This is a genomic window from Alphaproteobacteria bacterium (assembly GCA_040905865.1).
GTDB lineage: Bacteria > Pseudomonadota > Alphaproteobacteria > UBA8366.
Genome location: JBBDQU010000056.1, coordinates 33,644 through 53,347 on the forward strand (window position 1 = coordinate 33,644; position 19,704 = coordinate 53,347).

A 19,704-nucleotide genomic window follows, 5' to 3' on the forward strand; every position below is an offset into this window, starting at 1 on the left:
TATACGCCGCGCAACGGATTCAGGGAATTTTCTCGAGCGATGGATGACGGCCTTGCGGAAAAAGAACCGCCGAATCCCCATGAGGCGGAACAGCGCGCCCTGCTGCATGCGATAGATGGCGACCCGGAAATCTGGGTCTTCGGCTACGGATCGCTGATGTGGAAACCGGGTTTCGACTATCTGGAACGGCGGCAGGCCCGGCTTTATGGCTGGCATCGATCCTTCTGCGTCTATTCGGAATACTACCGGGGCACGCGGGAACAGCGTGGCCTCGTCCTTGGACTGGACCGGGGTGGCTGCTGCCAGGGCATCGCCTTCCGCCTGCCGCCATCCGAAGCCCATGACATCCTCGATTACCTGTGGAACCGGGAAATGGTGACCTGGGTATACGAGCCGCGCGTCATCGATATCCGGCTGGACGACCGGCGGGTGCGCAGCCGCACCTTCGTCGCCAATCGCAGCCACTATCAATATGCCGGCCGCCTGCCGGATGACGAGGTCGTGTCGATGATCCGTCGCGGCGTCGGCATCACGGGATCGAACCTCGAATATCTGCGCAATACCGTCACGCATCTCGATTCGCTGGGTATCGGTGACGGACCGCTGCACAAGCTGTTGAAGGTCGTGGAAGGACCCGGTCAGCCGCAACGCGAATAGGTGCAGGCGGTGCAGCTGTCGCAGCCTTCCTGATGGGTCAGCGTCAGCCCGCCACATTTGGGGCATTGCCTCAGGTTGCCGGCGCCCTGAATGCCGGGATCCGGTCGCGCCTCGGGCGCCAGAAACCCGATATCGATCATGTGCCGTTCGATAACGCCGCCAATCGCGGCCAGCAGCGACGGCACGTATTTCCCGTCCACCCACTGCCCGCCGCGCGGGTCGAACACGGCCTTCAGCTCCTCCACCACGAAGGACACGTCGCCGCCGCGCCGGAATACCGCGCTTATCATCCGGGTCAGCGCCACCGTCCAGGCATAATGTTCCATGTTCTTCGAGTTGATGAACACCTCGAAAGGCAGGCGGCGACCGTCCCGTTCGATATCGTTGAGCGTGATATAGATGGCGTGGTCGCTTTCGGGCCAGCGCAGCTTGTAGGTCCTGCCGACCAGCGATTCGGGCCGGTCAAGCGGCCGGGTCATGTAGACGACGCCTGAATCCTCGGCCATGGAAGGCGCCACGGCGGTCGCCGGCGCGGCCTCGTCCGACAGGCGCAGTACCGAACCGGTCACCGCATTCGGCCGGTAGGTCGTGCATCCCTTGCAGCCCATCTCATAGGCCTGCAGGTACAGCGCCGCGAAGCTTTCAAACGGCGTCTCGGCGGGCACGTTGATGGTCTTGGAAATCGAGCTGTCGATGTATTTCTGCACGGCCGCCTGCATGACGATATGGTCGCCCGGCTGGATACTCTGCGCGTCGACGAAATAGTCGGGCAGGGCCGCTTTATCACCGAACTGGCGGCGAAACAGGCCATAGGCGTAGTCCGTCACATTCTCGTCGCGACGCGAACCATCCGGCATCAGCACGCTTCGCGTATAACTGTGGCTATAGACCGGCTCCACGCCGGACGACACATTGTCGGCCAACAGCGAGATCGTACCCGTCGGCGCGATGGATGTGACCAGGGCGTTGCGGATCCCGAATTCGCGGATATCGTCGCGAAGACCGGAATCCAGCGCGCCGATCGTTTCCCCTGCCAGATAAGGTTCCGCATCGAAAAGCGGAAACGGCCCTTTTTCCTTTGCCAGTTCATTGGACGCGCGATAGGCGAGGCGCCGGATCGCCGCCATCCACTGTTCGGTGAGGCGCACGGCCTCGATACTGCCGTACCGCGCACGACACATGATCAGCGCATCGCCCAGCCCCGTCACCCCCAGGCCGATGCGCCGTTTCGCCTGTGCTTCCTGGCGCTGTTCATCGAGCGGAAAGCCGGAAACGTCGATGACATTGTCCAGCATGCGTACCGCCAGCGGCACGATTCGTTCCAGTTCCCCTTCATCGAGCCTGGCTTCCGCCGTGAATGGCGATTCGATCAGCCGGGCAAGATTGATCGACCCCAGGTCACAGGCGCCATAGGGCGGCAGGGGCTGTTCGCCGCAGGGATTGGTCGCGGAAATCGCCTCGCAGTAATGCAGGTTGTTTCGCTCGTTGATCCGGTCGATGAAGACGACGCCGGGCTCCGCATAAGCATAGGTCGCATGCATGATACGGTCCCATAATGCGCGGGCGCGCAGCGATTTGTACACGGCGCCGTCAAAGCGCAGGTCCCAGCCGGCATCCTCCTTGACCGCGCGGATGAAGGCGTCGGTTACCAGAACGGAAAGGTTGAACATCCGCAGCTTGCCAGGGTCGCGCTTTGCGTCGATGAAGGCTTCGATATCCGGATGGTCGCAACGCATTGTCGCCATCATGGCGCCGCGCCGCGTGCCGGCGCTGACAATCGTCCGGCACATGGAATCCCAGACATCCATGAAACTGACCGGGCCGGACGCATCCGCGCCCACCCCGCGGACCGGCGCGCCCTTCGGCCGCAGGGTCGAGAAGTCATAGCCGATGCCGCCGCCCTGCTGCATGGTCAGGGCAGCCTGCTTGAGATGTTCGAAGATACCGGCGATATCGTCAGGAATCGTGCCCATGACGAAACAGTTGAACAGCGTCACCTGCCGCGCCGATCCGGCCCCCGCCAGAATCCGGCCCGCCGGGATAAAATGGAAGTCCGTCATTGCGCCATGGAAGCGCCCGGCCCATTCCTCCGGATTTTTTTCGTTTGCTGACAGCGCCTTGGCGACCCGCCACAGCGTGTCGTCAATTGTTTTGTCCACAGGGCCGCCGTCAACCGCCTTGAGCCGGTACTTCATATCCCAGATCTGCTGGGCGATGGCGCTGACAGGGGTCAAACGACGCGTTCCCATCCGGTATGACACCCTATCCGATTCGGGCGTCTATCTTGGATAATCTATTATTTCAATAACTTAAAATGTTGGACACATCTTTCCAAAACAAATCCACGTCAACCGGGGATTAAACCTCAAGAACGGGCCATAACCTACTGCGCGCGTTTATAACAAACTGTATCCTATGTGATTTTTTCGAGCCCTGCCGCCCGAAAATTTCTCCACAACGTTATCCACAAGCCGTAAATCCTACTCGGCGACGGGGAACGCCGCCGTCGCGCCATCCGATATTGTGTGCTCCAGTCGCTGCGTCGCCGGTTCAATCTGCGCTTCGATATGCTTGAGGAATGTCCGGCGATCCAGTCCCGGCGGAATCGGCGGCAGAAACTCGACGGTTACCACGCCCGGCTTCTTGACGAAGGTCCGCCGGGGCCAGAACGAACCGGAATTCAGGGCGACCGGCACGACCGGATGCTCCGCGCCGAGATACAGGGCCGCAGCACCCGGAAGGTACGGCCTGGATTCTCCCGGCGTCGTTCGCGTCCCCTGCGGGAAAATGACGATCGAACGGCCGGAATCGAGCAGCGCCTTTGCATCGACAACCATTTTTTTCAGCGCCTTCGCGCCGGCGCGCCGGTCGATCCCGACCATGCCGACGCGCCAGACATACCAGCCCCAGAGCGGTATCCGGAAGAGTTCACGCTTCAGGACATAGGCGCAATCGGGAATAATCAGGTTGAAGACCAGCACATCCCAGGCGGACTGGTGCTTCGATGCAAAGACAGCCGGGCCATCGGGAATGTTCCCGGTCCCGCGCAATTCATACCGAATGCCCAGGATGAGCCGAATGATGCCCATCATCATCCGGACCCACAGTCGGGTCAGCCAGGAGAACATCCGCCGCGGCAGCAGCATGAACGGCAGGTAAAGGACGGCGAATATTGCCGTGAGTCCATAGAAAACAACGGCAAACAGGATGGACCGTATCATGTCACTTCATTCCGGGCGACAGGGGCGACGGGGCGGACCATCTCGCGCATCCAGACCAGCAGGTACTTGTTGTATTCCCCGAACAGAAGGAATGCCGTTCCCGGCCAGCGCCACCAGTCGTCCAGCCGGACATGGGGCGGAAAGACCGGATACGGGAGAATTGTTACGCCCGCCATCGCCGAGCGAAACTCCAGCAGGCTGCGCGGCATATGGTAACCGGCGGTGACGAGACGCAGGGAGCGGTATTTCTCGCGCGCCATCCAGTCGGCCGTTTCCCGGGCATTACCCCTGGTGTTGCCGGCGGCATGATCCAGCACAATGCAGCAGTCCAGCGCTTCGGGAGAATGCCGGGAAAGCCGCAGCAGTTCCGCGACATCGACCCCCCGGTGCACGCCGGAAATGAACAGCTTCTTCGCCTGCCCTTCCGCCAGCAGGGCCAATCCGGCCTCCAGCCTGAGGCTGCCCCCCGTCAACACGGCAACGGCATCGGCCTTTGGCCATGCCAGCGGCTTTGTACGAGGTATCGTCTGCATGAAAACGAAGAAGCCGCCCACCCAAAGCGCCACCACAACAATGGCAACCAGGGCAATGAACCGGCGGCGTGGAAATCGGCGCAAAGGCATATGAATCTTCTAAAGCATCCGGCGAAGGGCGCGCAATACTGTGCGTCTCGCCGTCTGCCGCACGATGAGGGCGGCCGCAAGGGGGAGGCAGACCAGGACGGGCCAGTGCCAGGCCTGAAACAGAAAGAGCGGCAGAAGTTCCGTATCCAGATTGGACGCAGCGAAGGCGAGGCCCAGCAGACTGGCAATACCGGCAACCGACCCGGCGGCGCCGCCCTTCAGGCCCAGCGCCAGGGCCTGCGACTGGAACTGTCCGGCGATATAGTCATCATAGGCACCGATCAGATGCAGAATCTCAATGGCGTCGCTATGGACCGCCAGACCGCTGCGGGTTGCAAAGACAACCACGGAAACGGTCGTGATCCCAATCAGCATCACCATCACGATGGCGATCAGTTCCATTACCCGCAGGAAGGTAACCAGATGGTCGCGCCATAACTGGTGATCGTCGAGGCCGGCGCCTTCAATTTCCGCTTCGATCCGGCTTTTCAGTGCTGCGACGTCGGTTTCATCTTCGTCTATCCGCACATCGATAATACGCGGCAACGGCAGTTCCGATATTCCCGCGGCGTCGCCGAGCCATGGCGCCAGCAGCGCCGCGACGTTTTCCATGGGCATAGGTTCGGCGGAAACAACACCCGGGGTTTTCAATGCCAGCCGGACGGCCTGTTCGACCTGCGCATCCAGGCTCGCCGCCGCCGCATCGTCTGCGGCGGCGATATGGATCGTCACGGTGCCGGTCAGGCCGGCGCTCCACTGTGTCGCCAGCGTGGCAACCAGCAATCCGCCCGCGAGGGTCATCGTCGCCAGATAGACCATCAGCCCGACGATCCAGGGCAGCAATCGCACGGCCGGATCGTTGGATAGCGGCAGATCGATATGGTTTGCGGCCATGTCAGGCGTTTGCCCGGCGGATTTCCACGCCGCCCTGGCTCAGGTGGATCTGGTCGTGCCGGAAGCGGTCAATCAGCGATTCGTTGTGGGTCGCGACAATTACCGTCGTTCCCATCCGGTTCAGTTCCTCGAACAGGTACAGCAGCCGGACGGCGATGACGTCATCGACATTTCCCGTGGGTTCGTCCGCCAGCAACAGGCTGGGCCGGGCAATAACGGCGCGGGCGATCGCGACCCGCTGCTGTTCGCCTCCGGACAGGGTCGTTGGCAGGGATCCGACATGCGCCTCAAGCCCGACCCAGGTGAGCAGTTCCGTCACATGGGTCCTGATCTGGTCTTCCTGCGCGCCGGCAATTCGCAGCGGCAACGCGACATTGTCAAAAACGGACTGGTGTTCGAGAAGCCTGAAATCCTGATAGATAACGCCGATCCGGCGTCGCATCTTCGACCGCGCCTGGCGCTCTATCGTCGCCACGTTCTGCCCGAACAGAGTCACCACGCCGCGGCTGGGACGATAGGCGAGATACATCAGGCGCAACAGTGACGACTTGCCCGCGCCACTCGGCCCGGTCAGGAAATGGAACGATGCCGGCGCCAGCGAGAAGGAAATATCCCTGAGAACCTCCGGACCCGCGCCATATCGCATTCCGACATTTTCGAATCGCACCACGCCGCTACACCACTCGCCTCGCAAAAGTAAGGTGAAGAATCCTGCCCCGGCGCGATGTTACACCCACAAGATCGCAATGCCCACAATGGCATAGATCATACCCTTCGGCAAAGCCCTGCCCCCTGCCTTGCCATGTTACAACGGGCTCCCTATAAAGATTCAAAGTTAATAGGCTGTCCGCCCGAATGATCATCACCTGTCCTAACTGCGCAGCGCGCTTCAATCTCAAGGACGATCTCCTTGGCGATAAGGGGCGTAATGTCAAATGCGCCAAATGTTCCCATCGATGGTTTGCCGAAAGACCTGTGGATGCCGCGAATCCGGCAGCCCCGAAACCTCTAGAGGAGGCAGCGGCACCGCCACCTCCTCCCCCGCCGCCCGCGCCACCGCGGCCAGCTGCGCCGCCGCCCGAGCAAGCAGCGCCTGTCGAGCCGGATAAACCGGACGAACCAGATGAAGACGACGCTGATGGCGACAATGCCTACAGGCGTCCGCCGCCTATCCCGTCAGAGGAAGAGATCGCCCGCTTCCAGTCCCGGCCGCCCGTCAAGCCGCGGTCCCTGCTACCCTGGTGGATCGCGCTGTTTGTAACGATCGTTGCGCTGGTGGGCAGCAGCATATATTTCAGCAAGGCCATCGTTTCCGCCTATCCGGCGGCAAACAAGCTGTTCAGCCTGATCGGACTGCCGGTCAATACCCTCGGCTACGGCCTCGAAATCGCAAAACCGACAACATCGCAGCGCGAAGAAGGCAACGATCGGATCATTGTCGTTTCCGGAGAGATCAGCAACACGACGAGCCAGGTTATGGATGTACCGTTGCTGCGCGGCGAGTTGAAGGATGCGCAGGGTGAGACGCTGTTCATCTGGTCATTCAAGGCGAACGAGCCGCGCGTGCTGGCGGGCGAGAAAAACACGTACGAAACCGAAATCAGGAACCCACCGCCGGGCGCCACCGAACTGAACATTTCCTTCACCCGCGAAGAGGAAATCGCCGCGGAACGCGAACAGGCCCGCGAAGCCGCCAGGAGGCCCGACGCTGACCGTTGAACCGGTGGCCTGCGCGTCAGATCGGATCAGAACTGTTTCAGCAGCCGGTCGATATAGTCCCGTTCGATCTGCGGCCGTTCGCGTTCCGAAGACCGCTTGCGCAGTTCGTCCCGGATTTCCCGGGACCGTTGCAGGTCGCTCTTGTCCGGAATCGTCACCTTGTCGGAACTGGTGCCCTGGGCGCCCTCATTGTGGTCGCGGCCGAACGGATCGCGATTATGGGACTGCTGTCTGCCCGGCATCTGGCCACGCCCGCCGGGCTGCAACCCCATTTGCTGCTCCATCATCTGCTGCATCTGTTGCATCGCCTGCTGCGTTGCCTGCTGGAGCGCGTCCAGGGCCTGGCTTTGCGGATCGATGGCCTCGCCAGGCTGGCCCTGCCGCAGCGCACCTGTCGAACGCCGCATCGCCTGCTCCGCCCGCCCGAACGCCTGCGGCACGTCGCCCGTCATTTCGGCATAACGCTGCATGACATTGCCAAGCTGGCGCCGTATCGCCTCCTGGAGGACAGCGCTTGCGTCCGACTGACCCGGAGTCTGGCCTGCCTGGGGCTGGCCACCGGGATTCGGCTGACCCTGGCTTTGCCGGCCCTCATTGCCCTGTTGCTGGCGCTGACCCTGATCGCCCTGCCGCTGCTCGCGCGACTGCTGGCCTTCGCGGTCCTGTCCCTGCTGCGATTGCCGGAACGTCCGGTCCAGCAAATCCTTCTGGCCCTTGGTCAGCTGCTGCAGGTCGTTCATCATTTTCGACGCGCGGCTCTGCTGGCTGTTTTGCTGTGGCTGCGCAATACCGGCGCGCATGTTTTCCAGCCGCTTCTGCATTTCGGCAAGCATCTGCTTCGCCGCCTCGCGGGCGCCGCTTTTGGCCATTTCACGGATCTGATCCATCATGTCCTGGAGATCCTGACGCGTCATGGTATTCAGCGCCGGGTCCATTTCCTGCAATTCGCCGCGCTCCGCCTGTTTCTGGAGCTGTTTGGTAAGCTCGTCCAGATATTTGTCCAGCGCCGCCTGCAATTCCTCTATCAGGCGCTCAATTTCCTCATCCGGTGCCTCGCGCGACAACGCATCGCGCAACGCGTCTTCCGCGCGGCGCAAATCCGCCTCGGCCAGCGTTATGCTGCCGTTTTCGACCCGCAACGCCGTATCCCACAGCAGTTGCTGCACGGCGGCCAGCGATTCGCCTTGCCAGTCCTTCAGCACGCGGCGTGCGGCAACATCGAGACCCATAAAAACGACGATATCGTTGGCGAAGAGATCAGGCAGAAGCCCGATTTTCTTCAGCGCCTCGGCGACCGCGACATGGTTTGCCTCCGGATTTTCCGAAAGCTTCTTGCGCTCCGCGATAATCTGGCGGGCGACGGGGTGGTTGAAGATACGTTCCGGCAGGATGAATTCGACGGTATCGCTCATCCCTTCCTGACCGATGGCATCCGTCGCGACCAGGGTCAGTCTGACCGTCAGGCCGGCCCAGGGATGCGGCGTCAGGTCGCGGAAATGCTCCGCCCTCACATCGCGCGGGTTGACGCTCGGCAGCGGGATATCGAGCGAGAGGGGCTCACCCGCCGCATCCGACCCGCGCCGGATAACCATTTTCACCCTGTCGAGACCGTAATCGTCGCTGGCGGTATAGGACAGGTGCAATGCCGACTGCTGCGACGCCGCCGGCGGCTGCGCCAGCGCAATGACGGGCGCGCGGTCCGCCGTGACGGCAATTGTCCAGCTGTCCAGTTTCCGGTCCCGCGACATGATATCGATGGCGGTATCCGCCGTTAATTCGTGCTCGATCCGGTAGCTTTCCGCTTCAATCGCTGTGAACTCCGTTTGCGCCACGCCGGAAACAAGCTGTGGGACCATGCCGCCCCCCGTCACCTGCGCCAGTAGCACACTGCCGGCGGGCACGGAAATATCGCCGGCCTTCCGGTCAGCCCCGGTCAGAAATACAGGCGGCAGACCCGTATAGGCCGGCGGCGTAATCCATGCGTCGAGCGTTACGGGCGACCCGGTATCGGAAAAAATCGATTGGGGTGTAACAGCGCGCAGCAGATGCGCGGGGGCATCGCCCCCCGCGGCGAAGGCGGACACCGCCAGAACCGCGCCGAGGGCAATCCTGGTGGCAAACGGATCGCGCCGAATAAGCCCGGGCCGCGGCCAGCCGGCACGGATTCCCTGAAGCATTTTCGCCATCCGGGCGCGATGCAACTGCCACAGGCGCGCACCCTCGCCATGTGGATCCGGCGTCGCAATTTCATCGTCCAGCGCATCGAACGGGCGATGCGGCAGGTTGTTGACCCTTTCCAGCCGCCGCTCGGCGGCGGGCCCTGCAGGGATACGCAGCGCGCGGACGCCACGCCACAGCGCCCATAACAGCCCGCCGGCCGCAATGAGGAGTATACCCCCATGCAGCCAGCCGGGCAGCATCGGCAGGATATCGAGGAGCGCCACGAGCAGAAACAGCCCGGCAATCTGCGCCGCCGGCCACAGGGCGGGCCATGCGCCTTCCCAGAACAGCGCCAGACGGGACAGGGCGATGCGGAACGCCCAGGTTTTACGCCAATCCTTCATGATGCGGCATCCTTCGTTCTAACGAAGATACTGTATTATCACACAGATTGTTGCCATTCCGCCAGTGAATCGAGCTTCAACAATTCGTCATAACCGGGCCGGCGGCGGACAACGGCAAACGCATCGCCGCGCACCATCACTTCCGGCACCAGCAGGCGCGTGTTATAGGTCGACGCCATGACCGCGCCATAAGCCCCCGCCGACGCGAATGCGAGAAGGTCGTCCGGCTGCACCGCCGGCAGGTCGCGGCCGCGCGCGAAGGTGTCGCCGGTTTCGCAGATCGGCCCCACGATATCGGCCGGCGACACACCGGCATCCGGCGTCGGCCGTTTCACTGGCATGACGCGGTGATACGCCTCGTAAAGCGCCGGCCGGATCAGGTCGTTCATCGCCGCATCGACGATAACGAAGCGACGCGCCTCACCGGCTTTTTCGTATATCACGCTGGTTATCAGGATGCCGGAATTGCCGACCAGCGACCGGCCCGGCTCGAAAATCAGCCGGCAGCCCAGATTTCCGGTCGTTTCCATGACCATTGCCGCATATGATTCCGCTGTCGGCGGCGCCTCGTCGTCGTACCGGATGCCGAGACCGCCGCCAAGGTCGATGCTGTCAATCGTATTGCCGTCCGCGCGCAGCGCCAGCACCAGCGCCGCGACATTCGTAAATGCCATGCGCATCGGCGCAAGGTCGGTCAACTGCGAGCCGATATGCACCGCGACGGAAACCGGCCGGATTCCCGGCATCGCCCGCGCCCGGGCGAAGATTTCGCGCGCCCGGCCGATATCGACGCCGAACTTGTTCTCCGCCCGGCCGGTCGAGATTTTTTCATGGGTCTTCGCATCGACGTCGGGATTAACCCGTATGCCGATTTCCACGGTCCGGCCGGCCGCCAGTTCACCGATGACGGCCAGTTCCGGTTCGGATTCGACATTGATCCGGTAAATCCCCTGGTCGAGCGCGAAGGCAAGTTCGCCCCGGGTCTTGCCGACGCCGGAAAACACGATGCGTTCGGGCGAAACTCCCGCCGCCAGCGCGCGGCGCAATTCGCCTTCCGACACCACGTCGGCTCCGGATCCGAGCGCCGCCAGCGTGCGGATGACCGCGAGATTGGAATTCGCTTTCACCGAATAGCAGACCATGACGTCTTGCCCGTCGAACGCGCCGGTGAAGGCTCTGTAGCGCTGGCTCAGCGCGGCACTCGAATAACAGTAGAACGGCGTGCCGATCGCCGCCGCGATATCGGGGATCGCCACACCCTCGGCATGCAGGATGCCGCCGCGATAGTCGAATTCAGACATGGCGCATCCTTACCGGGGGTATTGCCGGGGAAAGTCACTGTCGCGGCCGGGCGGCTGCGGGTCGCCCTTCTTGCCGCAGGCGCCCAATGGCGCCGCCAGCGAAACTGTCAGCAGTAGAAGGATCAGGAAACGGGTCACAGGAAACGCTCCTTCGCGGCGGCGATGGCCGCCCGCACATTGGCGACGGCGGTGCCGCCCTCGCTGGTGCGGCTGTTGATCGACGATTCGACCGACAGCACCGAAAACACTTCCCGTGTCATCCGGGGCTCGACCGACTGCATCTCCGCAAGCGGCACCTGGTCCAGCGCGCAGCCCGATTTTTCCGCCAGACCGACAATCGCGCCGGTCACATGATGCGCATCCCGGAACGGCATGCCCAGCGCGCGAACCAGCCAGTCCGCCAGATCCGTCGCGGTCGGATATCCATGCGCCAGGGCGGCCCCCATCGCTTCGGGCATGACGGTCATGTCGTCGATCATCCCGGCGGTGGCGGCCAGCATCAGCGACAGGCTGTCGGCAGCATCGAATACCGGTTCCTTGTCCTCCTGCATGTCCTTGCCATAGGCAAGCGGCAACCCCTTGATCACCGTCAGCAGGCCCATCAGCCCGCCGAAAATACGCCCCGCCTTGGCCCGCGCAAGTTCCGCCGCGTCGGGATTGCGCTTCTGCGGCATGATAGACGAGCCCGTGGAATAACCGTCTGACAGCCGCACAAAACCGAACTGCGGCGCACACCAGACCACCAGTTCCTCCGCCTGACGCGATACATGCGTGGCGCAGATCGCCGCGGCCGACAGGAATTCAAGCGCAAAGTCCCGCGCCGAAACCGCGTCCAGCGAATTCGCCATCGGCCGGTCGAAACCGAGCGCCTGCGCCGTCTGCCGGCGGTCGATGGGAAATGAGGTCCCCGCCAGTGCCGCCGCGCCCAGCGGCGATTCGTTCAGCCGCCTGCGGCAATCCATCAACCGGCCCCGGTCACGCCCGTACATTTCGACATAAGCCAGCATATGGTGACCGAAGGTCACGGGCTGCGCCACCTGCAAATGGGTGAAGCCGGGCATCGGCGTTGCATCATGGGCCTCGGCCTTGGCGATCAGCGCCTTCTGCAGGGCCGCGATCTGCGCGTCCAGCCCGTCAATGGCGTCCCGGGTCCACAGCCTAAGGTCGGTCGCGACCTGATCGTTGCGGCTGCGCCCGGTGTGCAGACGCCCGGCGGCATCGCCGATCATCTCGCGCAATCGTGATTCCACGTTCATGTGGATGTCTTCCAGCGCGGTCTTGAATTCAAAGCGGCCGCTTTCGATTTCCATCAGGATGGAGTCGAGTCCCGATATAATCGCATCGCCGTCCGCCGGGGTGACAATGCCGGTATCCACCAGCATGCGGCAATGCGCCTTCGACCCCGCGATGTCCTGCGCGTATAACCGCTTGTCGAAACCGATGGAGGCGTTGATTTCCGACATGACCGCATCCGGCCCGGCGGCGAACCGGCCACCCCACATGGCGTTTGCACGAGAATCGTTCCCGCTCATGACAGGCCGACTGGATATTCGATGAAAAAGCTGTCGTTCATTACCGCAATCATTCTGGGTTTCGCCGTTGCGGCGCCTGGCATCGCCGCGCCGCCGCAGGACGGCTCGATGGCGCAATTTAGCCGCAACGATCCATTACTTCCAGCACCGGACGTCGAATTTCTGAATGCTGCCGGCGAAGCCCTCACCCTGTCAGCGTTTCGGGGGAAGGTCGTCCTGGTCAATTTCTGGGCCACCTGGTGTGCGCCGTGCATCCGCGAGATGCCGTCGCTGGACCGCCTTAAGGCCAAAATTGGCGATAACGACTTCGAAATCGTCGCGATCAGCGAGGATCGCAAGGGCGCCGAAGTCGCCATTCCCTTCCTGAAAAAGCTTGGCATCGAAAATTTCACATCCTATTTCGACACCAGAATGAAGCTGGCCCGCGGCTTTGGCCTGATCGGCATGCCGACAACCTATCTGATCGACCGCGAGGGAAATATCGTCGGATCGCTTTCCGGCACGGCCGAATGGGATTCGCCGGAAGCGGTGGCGACGGTGCGGGAACTGCTGGACCGGCGTTAAAATAAATCGTGATTAATCGGACGCAAGGATTGCGGCGGATTGACGGCGATCTGGATCAGCGCGTCGGGACCGGCGTTTCGCCGCCGTAATCGTAGAACCCGCGACCGGATTTGCGGCCAAGCCAGCCGGCTTCGACATATTTCACCAGCAGCGGGCAGGGCCGGTATTTGGTATCCGCGAGCCCTTCATACAGCACCTGCATCACCGCAAGACAGGTATCCAGCCCGATGAAATCGGCCAGTTCCAGCGGACCCATCGGGTGGTTGGCGCCCAGCTTCATCGCCGTGTCGATGGCTTCCACATTGCCGACGCCTTCATAGAGCGTATAGACGGCCTCGTTGATCATCGGCAGCAGGATCCGGTTGACGATGAAGGCCGGGAAATCTTCCGCCGAGGCGACGGTCTTGCCCATTTTCAGCGCCAGGTCGCGAACCGTATCGTAGGTTTCCCTGTCCGTGCCAAGACCGCGAATCAGTTCCACCAGCTTCATCATCGGCACCGGATTCATGAAATGCATGCCGATGAACCGGCCGGGCCGGTCGGTCGACGCCCCCAGCCGGGTGATCGAAATCGACGACGTATTGGACGCGATGATCGCATCGGCGGACAAATGCGGGATCAGCGTTTTGAAGATTTCCTTCTTGACCGCTTCGTTCTCGGTCGCCGCCTCGATCACGATTTCACAGTCCCCGAACCGGGCGTAATCCGTCGTGGTGGCGATCCGGGCGAGGGCCGCAGTCCGGTCGCTTTCGCTGACCAGCGAACGGCGCACCTGGCGATCCATATTGCGATCGATTTCGCCTTTTACCGCGTTCAGGGCCGCTTCATTGACATCGAGAATCCGGACGTCGAAGCCGGAAAGGGCGGCAACATGTGCGATGCCGCTGCCCATCTGCCCGGCGCCGATGATACCAATCGTCTTGATCATGTAACGCGTCCTGTCTGCGCGGCCGCGTACGTCAGGCCGTCTTGTTCAGTTCCGCTTCAAGTTCGGGAATCACGTTGAACAGATCGCCAACCAGCCCGTAATCGGCCACCTGGAAAATCGGTGCTTCCTCGTCCTTGTTGATGGCGACGATCACCTTGCTGTCCTTCATGCCGGCGAGGTGCTGGATCGCGCCGGAAATGCCGACCGCGATATACAGTTCCGGCGCCACGACCTTGCCGGTCTGGCCGACCTGAAATTCATTCGGCACGAACCCCGCATCGACCGCCGCGCGCGACGCACCAACGGCGGCGCCGAGGATATCCGCGACCTTTTCCAGCATGGCGAAGTTTTCGCCGTTCTGCATGCCGCGCCCGCCGGAAATGACGATCCCCGCCGAGGTCAGTTCGGGCCGTTCGGACTTGCTGATTTCGGCCCGCAGGAAGCTGGACAGGCCCGCGTCGCCTGTCGCGTCGACCGCTTCGACACTGGCGCTGCCGCCCGTGGCGGCGGCGCCGTCAAAGCCGGTAATGCGGACCGTTATGATCTTGGTCGCGTCGGACGACTGAACCGTCGCGATGGCGTTGCCGGCGTAAATCGGCCGTTCAAACGTATCGGGGGCGATAACCGCGCTAATTTCCGAAATCTGCTGTACATCGAGCAGGGCGGCGACACGCGGCATCAGGTTCTTGCCGTTCGTCGTTGCCGGAGCCAGGACATGGCTGTAATTTGCCGCAAGGTTGACCACCAGCGGAGCCATGTTTTCCGCCAGTTGGTTGGCGTATTCGGCGGAATCGGCACACAGGACCTTGCCGACACCCGCGATCTGCGCAGCCGCATCCGCCACGGCGCCGCAATCGCTGCCGGCCACGAGAATATCCACATCGCCGCCGATCTCGACAGCGGCCGTCACCGCATTCAGCGTTGCGGGCTTGACGTTCCTGCCGTCATGCTCGGCGATCACCAGGTTGGCCATGATCAGATTACCTTCGCTTCGTTACGCAGTTTGTCGACGAGTTCCGCCACATCGGCCACCTTGACGCCTTCCTTGCGCTTGGCCGGTTCCACGACCTTCAGAATGTTCAGCCTGGGCGATGTATCCAGACCGATATCGGCCGGGCTCATCGTATCGATGGTCTTTTTCTTCGCCTTCATGATGTTCGGCAGGGACGCATAGCGCGGCTCGTTGAGACGCAGATCCGTCGTCACGATCATCGGCAGCTTCACATTGATCGTTTCCAGCCCGCCGTCGATTTCGCGGGTCACATCGGCCGAACCGTCGCCGACTTCGATCTTCGACGCGAAGGTGGCCTGGCTCCAGCCCAGAAGCGCCGCCAGCATCTGGCCGGTCTGGTTGCTGTCGTCGTCGATGGCCTGTTTGCCGAGAATGACGATATCGGGGCTTTCCTTTTCGACCACGGCCTTCAGCGCCTTCGCAACTGCGAGTGGTTCCAGATTTTCATCCGTCAGGACCAGAACGCCCCGATCCGCGCCCATTGCAAGCGCCGTACGGATGGTTTCCTGGCACTGCTGCACGCCAATGGAAACGACGATTACCTCCTCGACCTTTCCGGCTTCACGCAGGCGCAACGCTTCTTCAACGGCGATTTCATCGAACGGATTCATGGACATTTTCACATTCGCCGTCTCAACGCCGCTTCCATCCGATTTAACCCGGACCTTGACGTTGTAATCGACGACCCGCTTCACGGGGACGAGGATTTTCATCGCGATATTTTCCCTACATTCTTGGCTGAGGCGGGGTCCTGTTTAGGCCCGCCTCTAAACCGTGTCAAGACGAGCCGCCGCGCCGATTTGCCGTTCCTGCCCGTCGTTTCCCGGCAATATGATGGCGCTAAGCATCCGCGCCCGCACACTGTAATCGGGCGAAATTTCTCCCAGCGGCGCGATTTCCCAATCCCACGAACGATCATGCGGCGGCAGAATAATTCCCGGTAGCTGATCTTCCGTTTTGTGCACTGCGCCATCCCGGGACAGAAATTCACGCTTCGTGTCCGTGATCAGACAGCACGTTGCATTAAATTCCCGCAAATGCCGCAGATGCGCATGCACGACATCGGCGGCGAAACCCAGCGCCTCGTCGCGGGACAGGACGATATGCCGGGACAGAAAGCGCAGGGGCGTCACGGCCAGTTGAGACACGACATTGGCCGATACCAGGAAATCGACCGATTCATGGTCCTGCGGCAGATGGGGCTGCGGTCGCGGCGGGCTGCTGGCGCCCCGCGCCGCGCCTTCCAGCAGGCCCTGCGCGACGCCGGAAATATCCCGCGCCACCAGCCTGACATTCGGAAATCGGCGGGCCGCCAGCCGTGCCGGCCATAAATGCGCCACATCGACCAGCGTCACCGTTCCGAAACGCGACGCCAGTTCCGCCAGCGGAATATCCAGCAGCGGCCCGGAACCATAGATCATCGCGTGGCGGTGCGTCGCACACCCTTCCATCGCGGCGCGTACGGCATCTTTCGATTCCCGCAGGTGCGGCGCCCATTGCCGCCGCCAGCGCCCGTATTGCGCCTGAATGGCGATCAGTTCCCCGAGATACCCTGCCCGCCGCGCCCAGGGCGGCGCGGGCGTCAGCGCCCATTGCAGCGCTTCGGCGATCATCGGGCAAGATGCGGCGTCAGCGGTTCGCTCCCGGCACCCACAGCACATCCCCTGCGCCGTCGTCGTTGCAGGCCCGGGCCAGCACGAACAGCAGGTCGGACAGCCGGTTCAGATAGGCGATGACGATCCCGCTGACCGGTTCCTGCACAGCCAGTTCGGTTGCCAGCCGTTCCGCCCGGCGCGCAACGGTTCGCGCCAGGTGCAGATAGGCCGCGGCCGCCGTACCCCCGGGAAGGACGAAACTGTTGAGCGGCGCCAGGGATGCATTGAAACGGTCGATTTCCCCTTCGAGCCAGTCGATCTGCGGCTGGGTCACGCGCAGCGCGCCGGCGCCGCGTTCGCCGCCCTCCGGGGTGCACAGGTCCGCGCCCAGGTCGAACAGGTCGTTCTGTATCCGGGAGAGCGCATTGTCGATGGCGCCGTCGGTATGCAGCCGCACCAGGCCGATAACGGCGTTGGTTTCGTCCACGGTGCCCGTCGCCGCGACGCGAAGATCGTGTTTTGCCACGCGGCGGCCATCGCCCAGCGAGGTTTCGCCCTTATCGCCGCCCCGCGTGTAGATCCGGGTCAACCGCACCATCGCCGGTCACCCCCTGCCGACGAAGAACAGGACGATCGCAAACAGCAGCAGCGCCGACGCCTGCAGGAGAACGCGCGCACGCATGAATTTGTTGGCGTATCGGCGATTGAAGTCACCGCCTCTCGCCATGCCTATGATACCAAGGACAAGCACGGCCAGCGTGGCGACCATCGCCAGAACCATGAAAACGACAAATACACCGGACATATCCACGATATAGTGTGTACGACCAGAGTTTGACAGGCTAAATCGGTGCAGGCAGAGCAAGAGATTACGCCAAGGAGATATCGGACGTGGACAACGAATTGCGCCGGCGCCTCATGGGCATATCGACCGGAACGCTGACCTACCAGCTTCTGAAGCGGAATATCCGCAATGTCTATATGCGAGGCGTCCTGCCGCTTCATCCGGTGACGGAACGCATGGTCGGCGTCGCCTATACATTGCGTTTCATCCCGATGCGCGAGGATATCGCCGACCTGGCGCTACTCGCCAGCCCGCAGAACCTCGCGCGCCGCGCCATCGAGGAATGTCCTGCCGGCGGGGTTCTCGTCACCGACGCCAGAGGCGACCGCGACAGCGGCACTATCGGCGACATCCTCATTACCCGGCTTAAATACCGCGGCGTTGCCGGAATTGTCACCGATGGCGGCATTCGCGATGCCGATGCGGTTCGCGATATCGGCCTGCCGGTCTTCGGCGCCGGCCCCGCCGCGCCGGCCAGCCCCACGGCGCATTGTCCCGCCGGGCTGCAGGAACCGATATCCTGTGGCGGCGTCGCCGTATATCCCGGCGACATTATCGTCGCCGACGGCGATGGCTGCGCGGTCCTGCCGCAGGCCCTGGCGGAGGAAGTCGCCCGCGATGCCGCCGCGCAGGAAGGCATCGAGGAATTCATCCAGAAACTGGTTGCCGGCGGCCGGCCGGTTATCGGCACCTATCCGGCCGGCGACACGGTTCGCGCCGAATATGACGCGTGGCTCAAGGCCGGAAAACCGGCCCTGTAACCGCGGATCAGAACGGATAAAGGGAGCCCGGCGCCCCTTTTTTCAGCTTTTCGGCCGCCCCTTGGAACGGCCGTTCGGGCGGCCTTTCTTGGCGCGATTCAAACGGTCCACCGGCGCCGGAAATGCAAGGACGACGGCGCTTTCGGGCCGTTCAATACGGAGCACCGCGTCGCCTGTCCCCGTCAGGGCCGGCGCGACTTCTTCAACTTCAACGACTTTCTGATCGACCGGCACGATTGCGGCCAGTCCACCATGCCGGTATCGGACCATGCCGCTTGATCGACGACCGTATATGCGTAATTCGAACATCAGACGCTCCCTATCCCTGCACCGGACAGTCCGGTCAATGTATCGCTTCCCAGCGGCAGGTCAAGACCGTTCCCCCGACGATGGAAACAAATGATTCAGAACAGGATTTCATGGATGATTCGCTAACCGCTACGGCATCGACAGCAGGCGCCGTTGAGCCGCGATTCGGGCGCGTCAGGCCCAAAAAACTGCTGTTCATCGGCGGGATTTAAAAAAAGTCCTTGGTTTGGCTGGCCGAAGCGACTAGATTCCGGAAATCGACGACAGGTTAGCCAATACGGCTCATTGCGGCGTTTGCAGGTTTCAATAGCTTGATTCAGCCGGTCGATAGCCCGTGACAGAGAAGGTCCGGGGTCGTAGCTCCAAAAGTATGGTTCTCGCGATACGCCTTTACGTAGGGCAGATGAGTTTGAGCGTTTAAACAATTAATGACGGAAAAATGAGACAAGGGCAAAATCCGAAGCGGTCTCGCGGCCGTAGTGGCGGGGGGCGTCGTAATGTGTCCCCACGACATCAGAATTTCGACAGCAACGGTCCGAGTATCCGTATTCGCGGCAATGCGCACCAGGTCTACGAAAAATACCTGCAACTGGCCCGCGACGCCTATACGGCGGGGGACAGGATCGCTGCCGAAAATATGTACCAGCATGCGGAACACTACTTTCGGCTCGTGAATATGGAGGATGCCGAAAACGGCCAGCCCCGTCAGAATCGCGGCGACAGCAACGATTCCAGGTCTTCCGACCGGCAATATTCCGGTAACGACCAGCGGGACAACGACGATTCCTCCGACTCGAACGAGGAAACGGCCCATGAAGCACCGAGTCCGCGCCAGTCGCGCGATACCGGCCGCGGAAACGACCAGTCCCCAGGTACTTCGGAGACGGACGACGACACAAAGACAGCCCGGCGCCCGGCGCGCAAGCCGCGTCGAAATACGGCCCGTCCTGTTGAAGCGGACAAGAACGGCAATGTCGCTGACTTGTCGGGGCAAGCCGCCGTTGTCGTCGAAAAACCCCATGCGGCGTTCGATCCTGCAACCGCCGGTGACGAAGCCATCGACGAGCGCGCCGCCGACTGATTGCCGCCGCGCCGACAATCGTCGCGCCGGCTGTCCGTGCGGACCGATGGTCGAATTACGCCGGGCCATTCGGATCGGGATTACGCTGGGCATTGCATG

At 62.2% G+C, this 19,704-nt stretch carries 21 protein-coding genes; 5 read left to right on the forward strand and 16 right to left on the reverse strand.

Annotated elements, in window-relative coordinates; genetic code table 11:
* The first annotated feature begins 39 nt into the window (after positions 1-39).
* Positions 40-657, forward strand: a complete 618-nt coding sequence (locus WD767_12125) for a gamma-glutamylcyclotransferase (protein ID MEX2616832.1) — start codon at positions 40-42, stop codon at positions 655-657.
* On the opposite strand, the gene WD767_12130 is transcribed toward WD767_12125, so the two are convergent.
* The 5 genes from WD767_12130 to ftsE form a co-directional block, all read right to left on the reverse strand.
* The gene (locus WD767_12130) at positions 639-2,891 is read right to left on the reverse strand and encodes an adenosylcobalamin-dependent ribonucleoside-diphosphate reductase (GenBank protein ID MEX2616833.1); all 2,253 of its coding nucleotides are present in this window, start codon (positions 2,889-2,891) and stop codon (positions 639-641) included. The two genes, WD767_12125 and WD767_12130, sit on opposite strands and share 19 nt — an antisense overlap.
* Positions 2,892-3,137: 246 nt before the next feature.
* Positions 3,138-3,878 (reverse strand): lysophospholipid acyltransferase family protein, encoded by a 741-nt coding sequence (locus tag WD767_12135; GenBank protein ID MEX2616834.1) that lies wholly within the window; start codon positions 3,876-3,878, stop codon positions 3,138-3,140.
* Positions 3,875-4,501, reverse strand: a complete 627-nt coding sequence (locus WD767_12140) for a YdcF family protein (protein ID MEX2616835.1) — start codon at positions 4,499-4,501, stop codon at positions 3,875-3,877. The genes WD767_12135 and WD767_12140 overlap by 4 nt, the downstream gene beginning before the upstream one ends.
* Before the next feature lie 9 nt (positions 4,502-4,510).
* Positions 4,511-5,395, reverse strand: a complete 885-nt coding sequence (locus WD767_12145; protein ID MEX2616836.1) for a cell division protein — start codon at positions 5,393-5,395, stop codon at positions 4,511-4,513.
* A gap of 1 nt (position 5,396) precedes the next feature.
* Positions 5,397-6,041, reverse strand: a complete 645-nt coding sequence (gene ftsE, locus WD767_12150) for a cell division ATP-binding protein FtsE (GenBank protein ID MEX2616837.1) — start codon at positions 6,039-6,041, stop codon at positions 5,397-5,399.
* Positions 6,042-6,250: 209 nt separating this feature from the next.
* Here ftsE and WD767_12155 point away from each other — a divergent pair, with 209 nt between their 5' ends.
* On the forward strand, positions 6,251-7,114 hold the full coding sequence (locus WD767_12155; protein ID MEX2616838.1) for a zinc-ribbon domain-containing protein: 864 nt from the start codon (positions 6,251-6,253) through the stop codon (positions 7,112-7,114).
* 26 nt (positions 7,115-7,140) lie between these two features.
* Here the strand turns inward: WD767_12155 and WD767_12160 are convergent, their stop codons facing one another.
* From WD767_12160 to argH, 4 genes are read right to left on the reverse strand one after another with little or no spacing between them, the layout of a single operon-like run.
* The gene (locus WD767_12160) at positions 7,141-9,678 is read right to left on the reverse strand and encodes a TIGR02302 family protein (protein ID MEX2616839.1); all 2,538 of its coding nucleotides are present in this window, start codon (positions 9,676-9,678) and stop codon (positions 7,141-7,143) included.
* A gap of 38 nt (positions 9,679-9,716) precedes the next feature.
* On the reverse strand, positions 9,717-10,979 hold the full coding sequence (gene lysA, locus WD767_12165) for a diaminopimelate decarboxylase (protein ID MEX2616840.1): 1,263 nt from the start codon (positions 10,977-10,979) through the stop codon (positions 9,717-9,719).
* 9 nt (positions 10,980-10,988) lie between these two features.
* A complete protein-coding gene (locus WD767_12170) occupies positions 10,989-11,117 on the reverse strand; it encodes a hypothetical protein (protein MEX2616841.1) in 129 nt (42 codons plus the stop codon).
* Positions 11,114-12,511 carry an argininosuccinate lyase gene (gene argH / locus WD767_12175; GenBank protein MEX2616842.1) on the reverse strand — a complete coding sequence of 466 codons (1,398 nt, stop codon included), beginning with the start codon at positions 12,509-12,511 and terminating at the stop codon, positions 11,114-11,116. Before argH ends, WD767_12170 begins: the two co-directional genes overlap by 4 nt.
* Positions 12,512-12,532: 21 nt before the next feature.
* Here argH and WD767_12180 point away from each other — a divergent pair, with 21 nt between their 5' ends.
* Positions 12,533-13,075, forward strand: a complete 543-nt coding sequence (locus tag WD767_12180) for a TlpA disulfide reductase family protein (GenBank protein ID MEX2616843.1) — start codon at positions 12,533-12,535, stop codon at positions 13,073-13,075.
* A 55-nt stretch (positions 13,076-13,130) separates the two neighbouring features.
* Here the strand turns inward: WD767_12180 and WD767_12185 are convergent, their stop codons facing one another.
* The 6 genes from WD767_12185 to WD767_12210 are packed head-to-tail and all read right to left on the reverse strand — an operon-like array spanning position 13,131 to position 17,415.
* Positions 13,131-14,003, reverse strand: a complete 873-nt coding sequence (locus tag WD767_12185; GenBank protein MEX2616844.1) for a 3-hydroxybutyryl-CoA dehydrogenase — start codon at positions 14,001-14,003, stop codon at positions 13,131-13,133.
* Positions 14,004-14,034: 31 nt separating this feature from the next.
* Complete coding sequence (locus WD767_12190; GenBank protein MEX2616845.1) at positions 14,035-14,976, reverse strand: FAD-binding protein; 942 nt, start codon at positions 14,974-14,976, stop codon at positions 14,035-14,037.
* Positions 14,977-14,978: 2 nt separating this feature from the next.
* On the reverse strand, positions 14,979-15,728 hold the full coding sequence (locus WD767_12195; GenBank protein ID MEX2616846.1) for an electron transfer flavoprotein subunit beta/FixA family protein: 750 nt from the start codon (positions 15,726-15,728) through the stop codon (positions 14,979-14,981).
* A gap of 54 nt (positions 15,729-15,782) precedes the next feature.
* A complete protein-coding gene (locus WD767_12200) occupies positions 15,783-16,628 on the reverse strand; it encodes a hypothetical protein (GenBank protein ID MEX2616847.1) in 846 nt (281 codons plus the stop codon).
* Between the two features lie 16 nt (positions 16,629-16,644).
* Positions 16,645-17,208 (reverse strand): cob(I)yrinic acid a,c-diamide adenosyltransferase, encoded by a 564-nt coding sequence (locus tag WD767_12205; protein ID MEX2616848.1) that lies wholly within the window; start codon positions 17,206-17,208, stop codon positions 16,645-16,647.
* Between the two features lie 6 nt (positions 17,209-17,214).
* Positions 17,215-17,415, reverse strand: coding sequence for a twin transmembrane helix small protein (locus tag WD767_12210; protein ID MEX2616849.1), 201 nt, complete (start codon positions 17,413-17,415; stop codon positions 17,215-17,217).
* Positions 17,416-17,501: 86 nt separating this feature from the next.
* On the opposite strand from WD767_12210, the gene WD767_12215 reads away from it, so the two are divergent.
* Positions 17,502-18,215 carry a ribonuclease activity regulator RraA gene (locus tag WD767_12215; GenBank protein ID MEX2616850.1) on the forward strand — a complete coding sequence of 238 codons (714 nt, stop codon included), beginning with the start codon at positions 17,502-17,504 and terminating at the stop codon, positions 18,213-18,215.
* A gap of 42 nt (positions 18,216-18,257) precedes the next feature.
* On the opposite strand, the gene WD767_12220 is transcribed toward WD767_12215, so the two are convergent.
* Positions 18,258-18,524 carry a hypothetical protein gene (locus WD767_12220; GenBank protein MEX2616851.1) on the reverse strand — a complete coding sequence of 89 codons (267 nt, stop codon included), beginning with the start codon at positions 18,522-18,524 and terminating at the stop codon, positions 18,258-18,260.
* A 439-nt stretch (positions 18,525-18,963) separates the two neighbouring features.
* Here WD767_12220 and WD767_12225 point away from each other — a divergent pair, with 439 nt between their 5' ends.
* A complete protein-coding gene (locus tag WD767_12225) occupies positions 18,964-19,605 on the forward strand; it encodes a DUF4167 domain-containing protein (GenBank protein ID MEX2616852.1) in 642 nt (213 codons plus the stop codon).
* Positions 19,606-19,704 lie beyond the last annotated feature (99 nt).

Bases quoted from the DNA above. Each gene is read 5' to 3' on its own strand.
- WD767_12160 (MEX2616839.1), bottom strand. From the start codon at position 9,678: ATGAAGGATTGGCGTAAAACCTGGGCGTTCCGCATCGCCCTGTCCCGT.
- WD767_12225 (MEX2616852.1), top strand. From the start codon at position 18,964: ATGAGACAAGGGCAAAATCCGAAGCGGTCTCGCGGCCGTAGTGGCGGG.
- WD767_12210 (MEX2616849.1), bottom strand. From the start codon at position 17,415: ATGTCCGGTGTATTTGTCGTTTTCATGGTTCTGGCGATGGTCGCCACG.
- WD767_12220 (MEX2616851.1), bottom strand. From the start codon at position 18,524: ATGTTCGAATTACGCATATACGGTCGTCGATCAAGCGGCATGGTCCGA.
- WD767_12195 (MEX2616846.1), bottom strand. From the start codon at position 15,728: ATGAAAATCCTCGTCCCCGTGAAGCGGGTCGTCGATTACAACGTCAAG.
- WD767_12135 (MEX2616834.1), bottom strand. From the start codon at position 3,878: ATGATACGGTCCATCCTGTTTGCCGTTGTTTTCTATGGACTCACGGCA.
- WD767_12155 (MEX2616838.1), top strand. From the start codon at position 6,251: ATGATCATCACCTGTCCTAACTGCGCAGCGCGCTTCAATCTCAAGGAC.
- WD767_12185 (MEX2616844.1), bottom strand. From the start codon at position 14,003: ATGATCAAGACGATTGGTATCATCGGCGCCGGGCAGATGGGCAGCGGC.
- WD767_12180 (MEX2616843.1), top strand. From the start codon at position 12,533: ATGAAAAAGCTGTCGTTCATTACCGCAATCATTCTGGGTTTCGCCGTT.
- WD767_12125 (MEX2616832.1), top strand. From the start codon at position 40: ATGGATGACGGCCTTGCGGAAAAAGAACCGCCGAATCCCCATGAGGCG.
- WD767_12140 (MEX2616835.1), bottom strand. From the start codon at position 4,501: ATGCCTTTGCGCCGATTTCCACGCCGCCGGTTCATTGCCCTGGTTGCC.
- WD767_12190 (MEX2616845.1), bottom strand. From the start codon at position 14,976: ATGGCCAACCTGGTGATCGCCGAGCATGACGGCAGGAACGTCAAGCCC.
- WD767_12205 (MEX2616848.1), bottom strand. From the start codon at position 17,208: ATGGTGCGGTTGACCCGGATCTACACGCGGGGCGGCGATAAGGGCGAA.
- WD767_12200 (MEX2616847.1), bottom strand. From the start codon at position 16,628: ATGATCGCCGAAGCGCTGCAATGGGCGCTGACGCCCGCGCCGCCCTGG.
- argH (MEX2616842.1), bottom strand. From the start codon at position 12,511: ATGAGCGGGAACGATTCTCGTGCAAACGCCATGTGGGGTGGCCGGTTC.
- ftsE (MEX2616837.1), bottom strand. From the start codon at position 6,041: ATGCGATATGGCGCGGGTCCGGAGGTTCTCAGGGATATTTCCTTCTCG.
- lysA (MEX2616840.1), bottom strand. From the start codon at position 10,979: ATGTCTGAATTCGACTATCGCGGCGGCATCCTGCATGCCGAGGGTGTG.
- WD767_12145 (MEX2616836.1), bottom strand. From the start codon at position 5,395: ATGGCCGCAAACCATATCGATCTGCCGCTATCCAACGATCCGGCCGTG.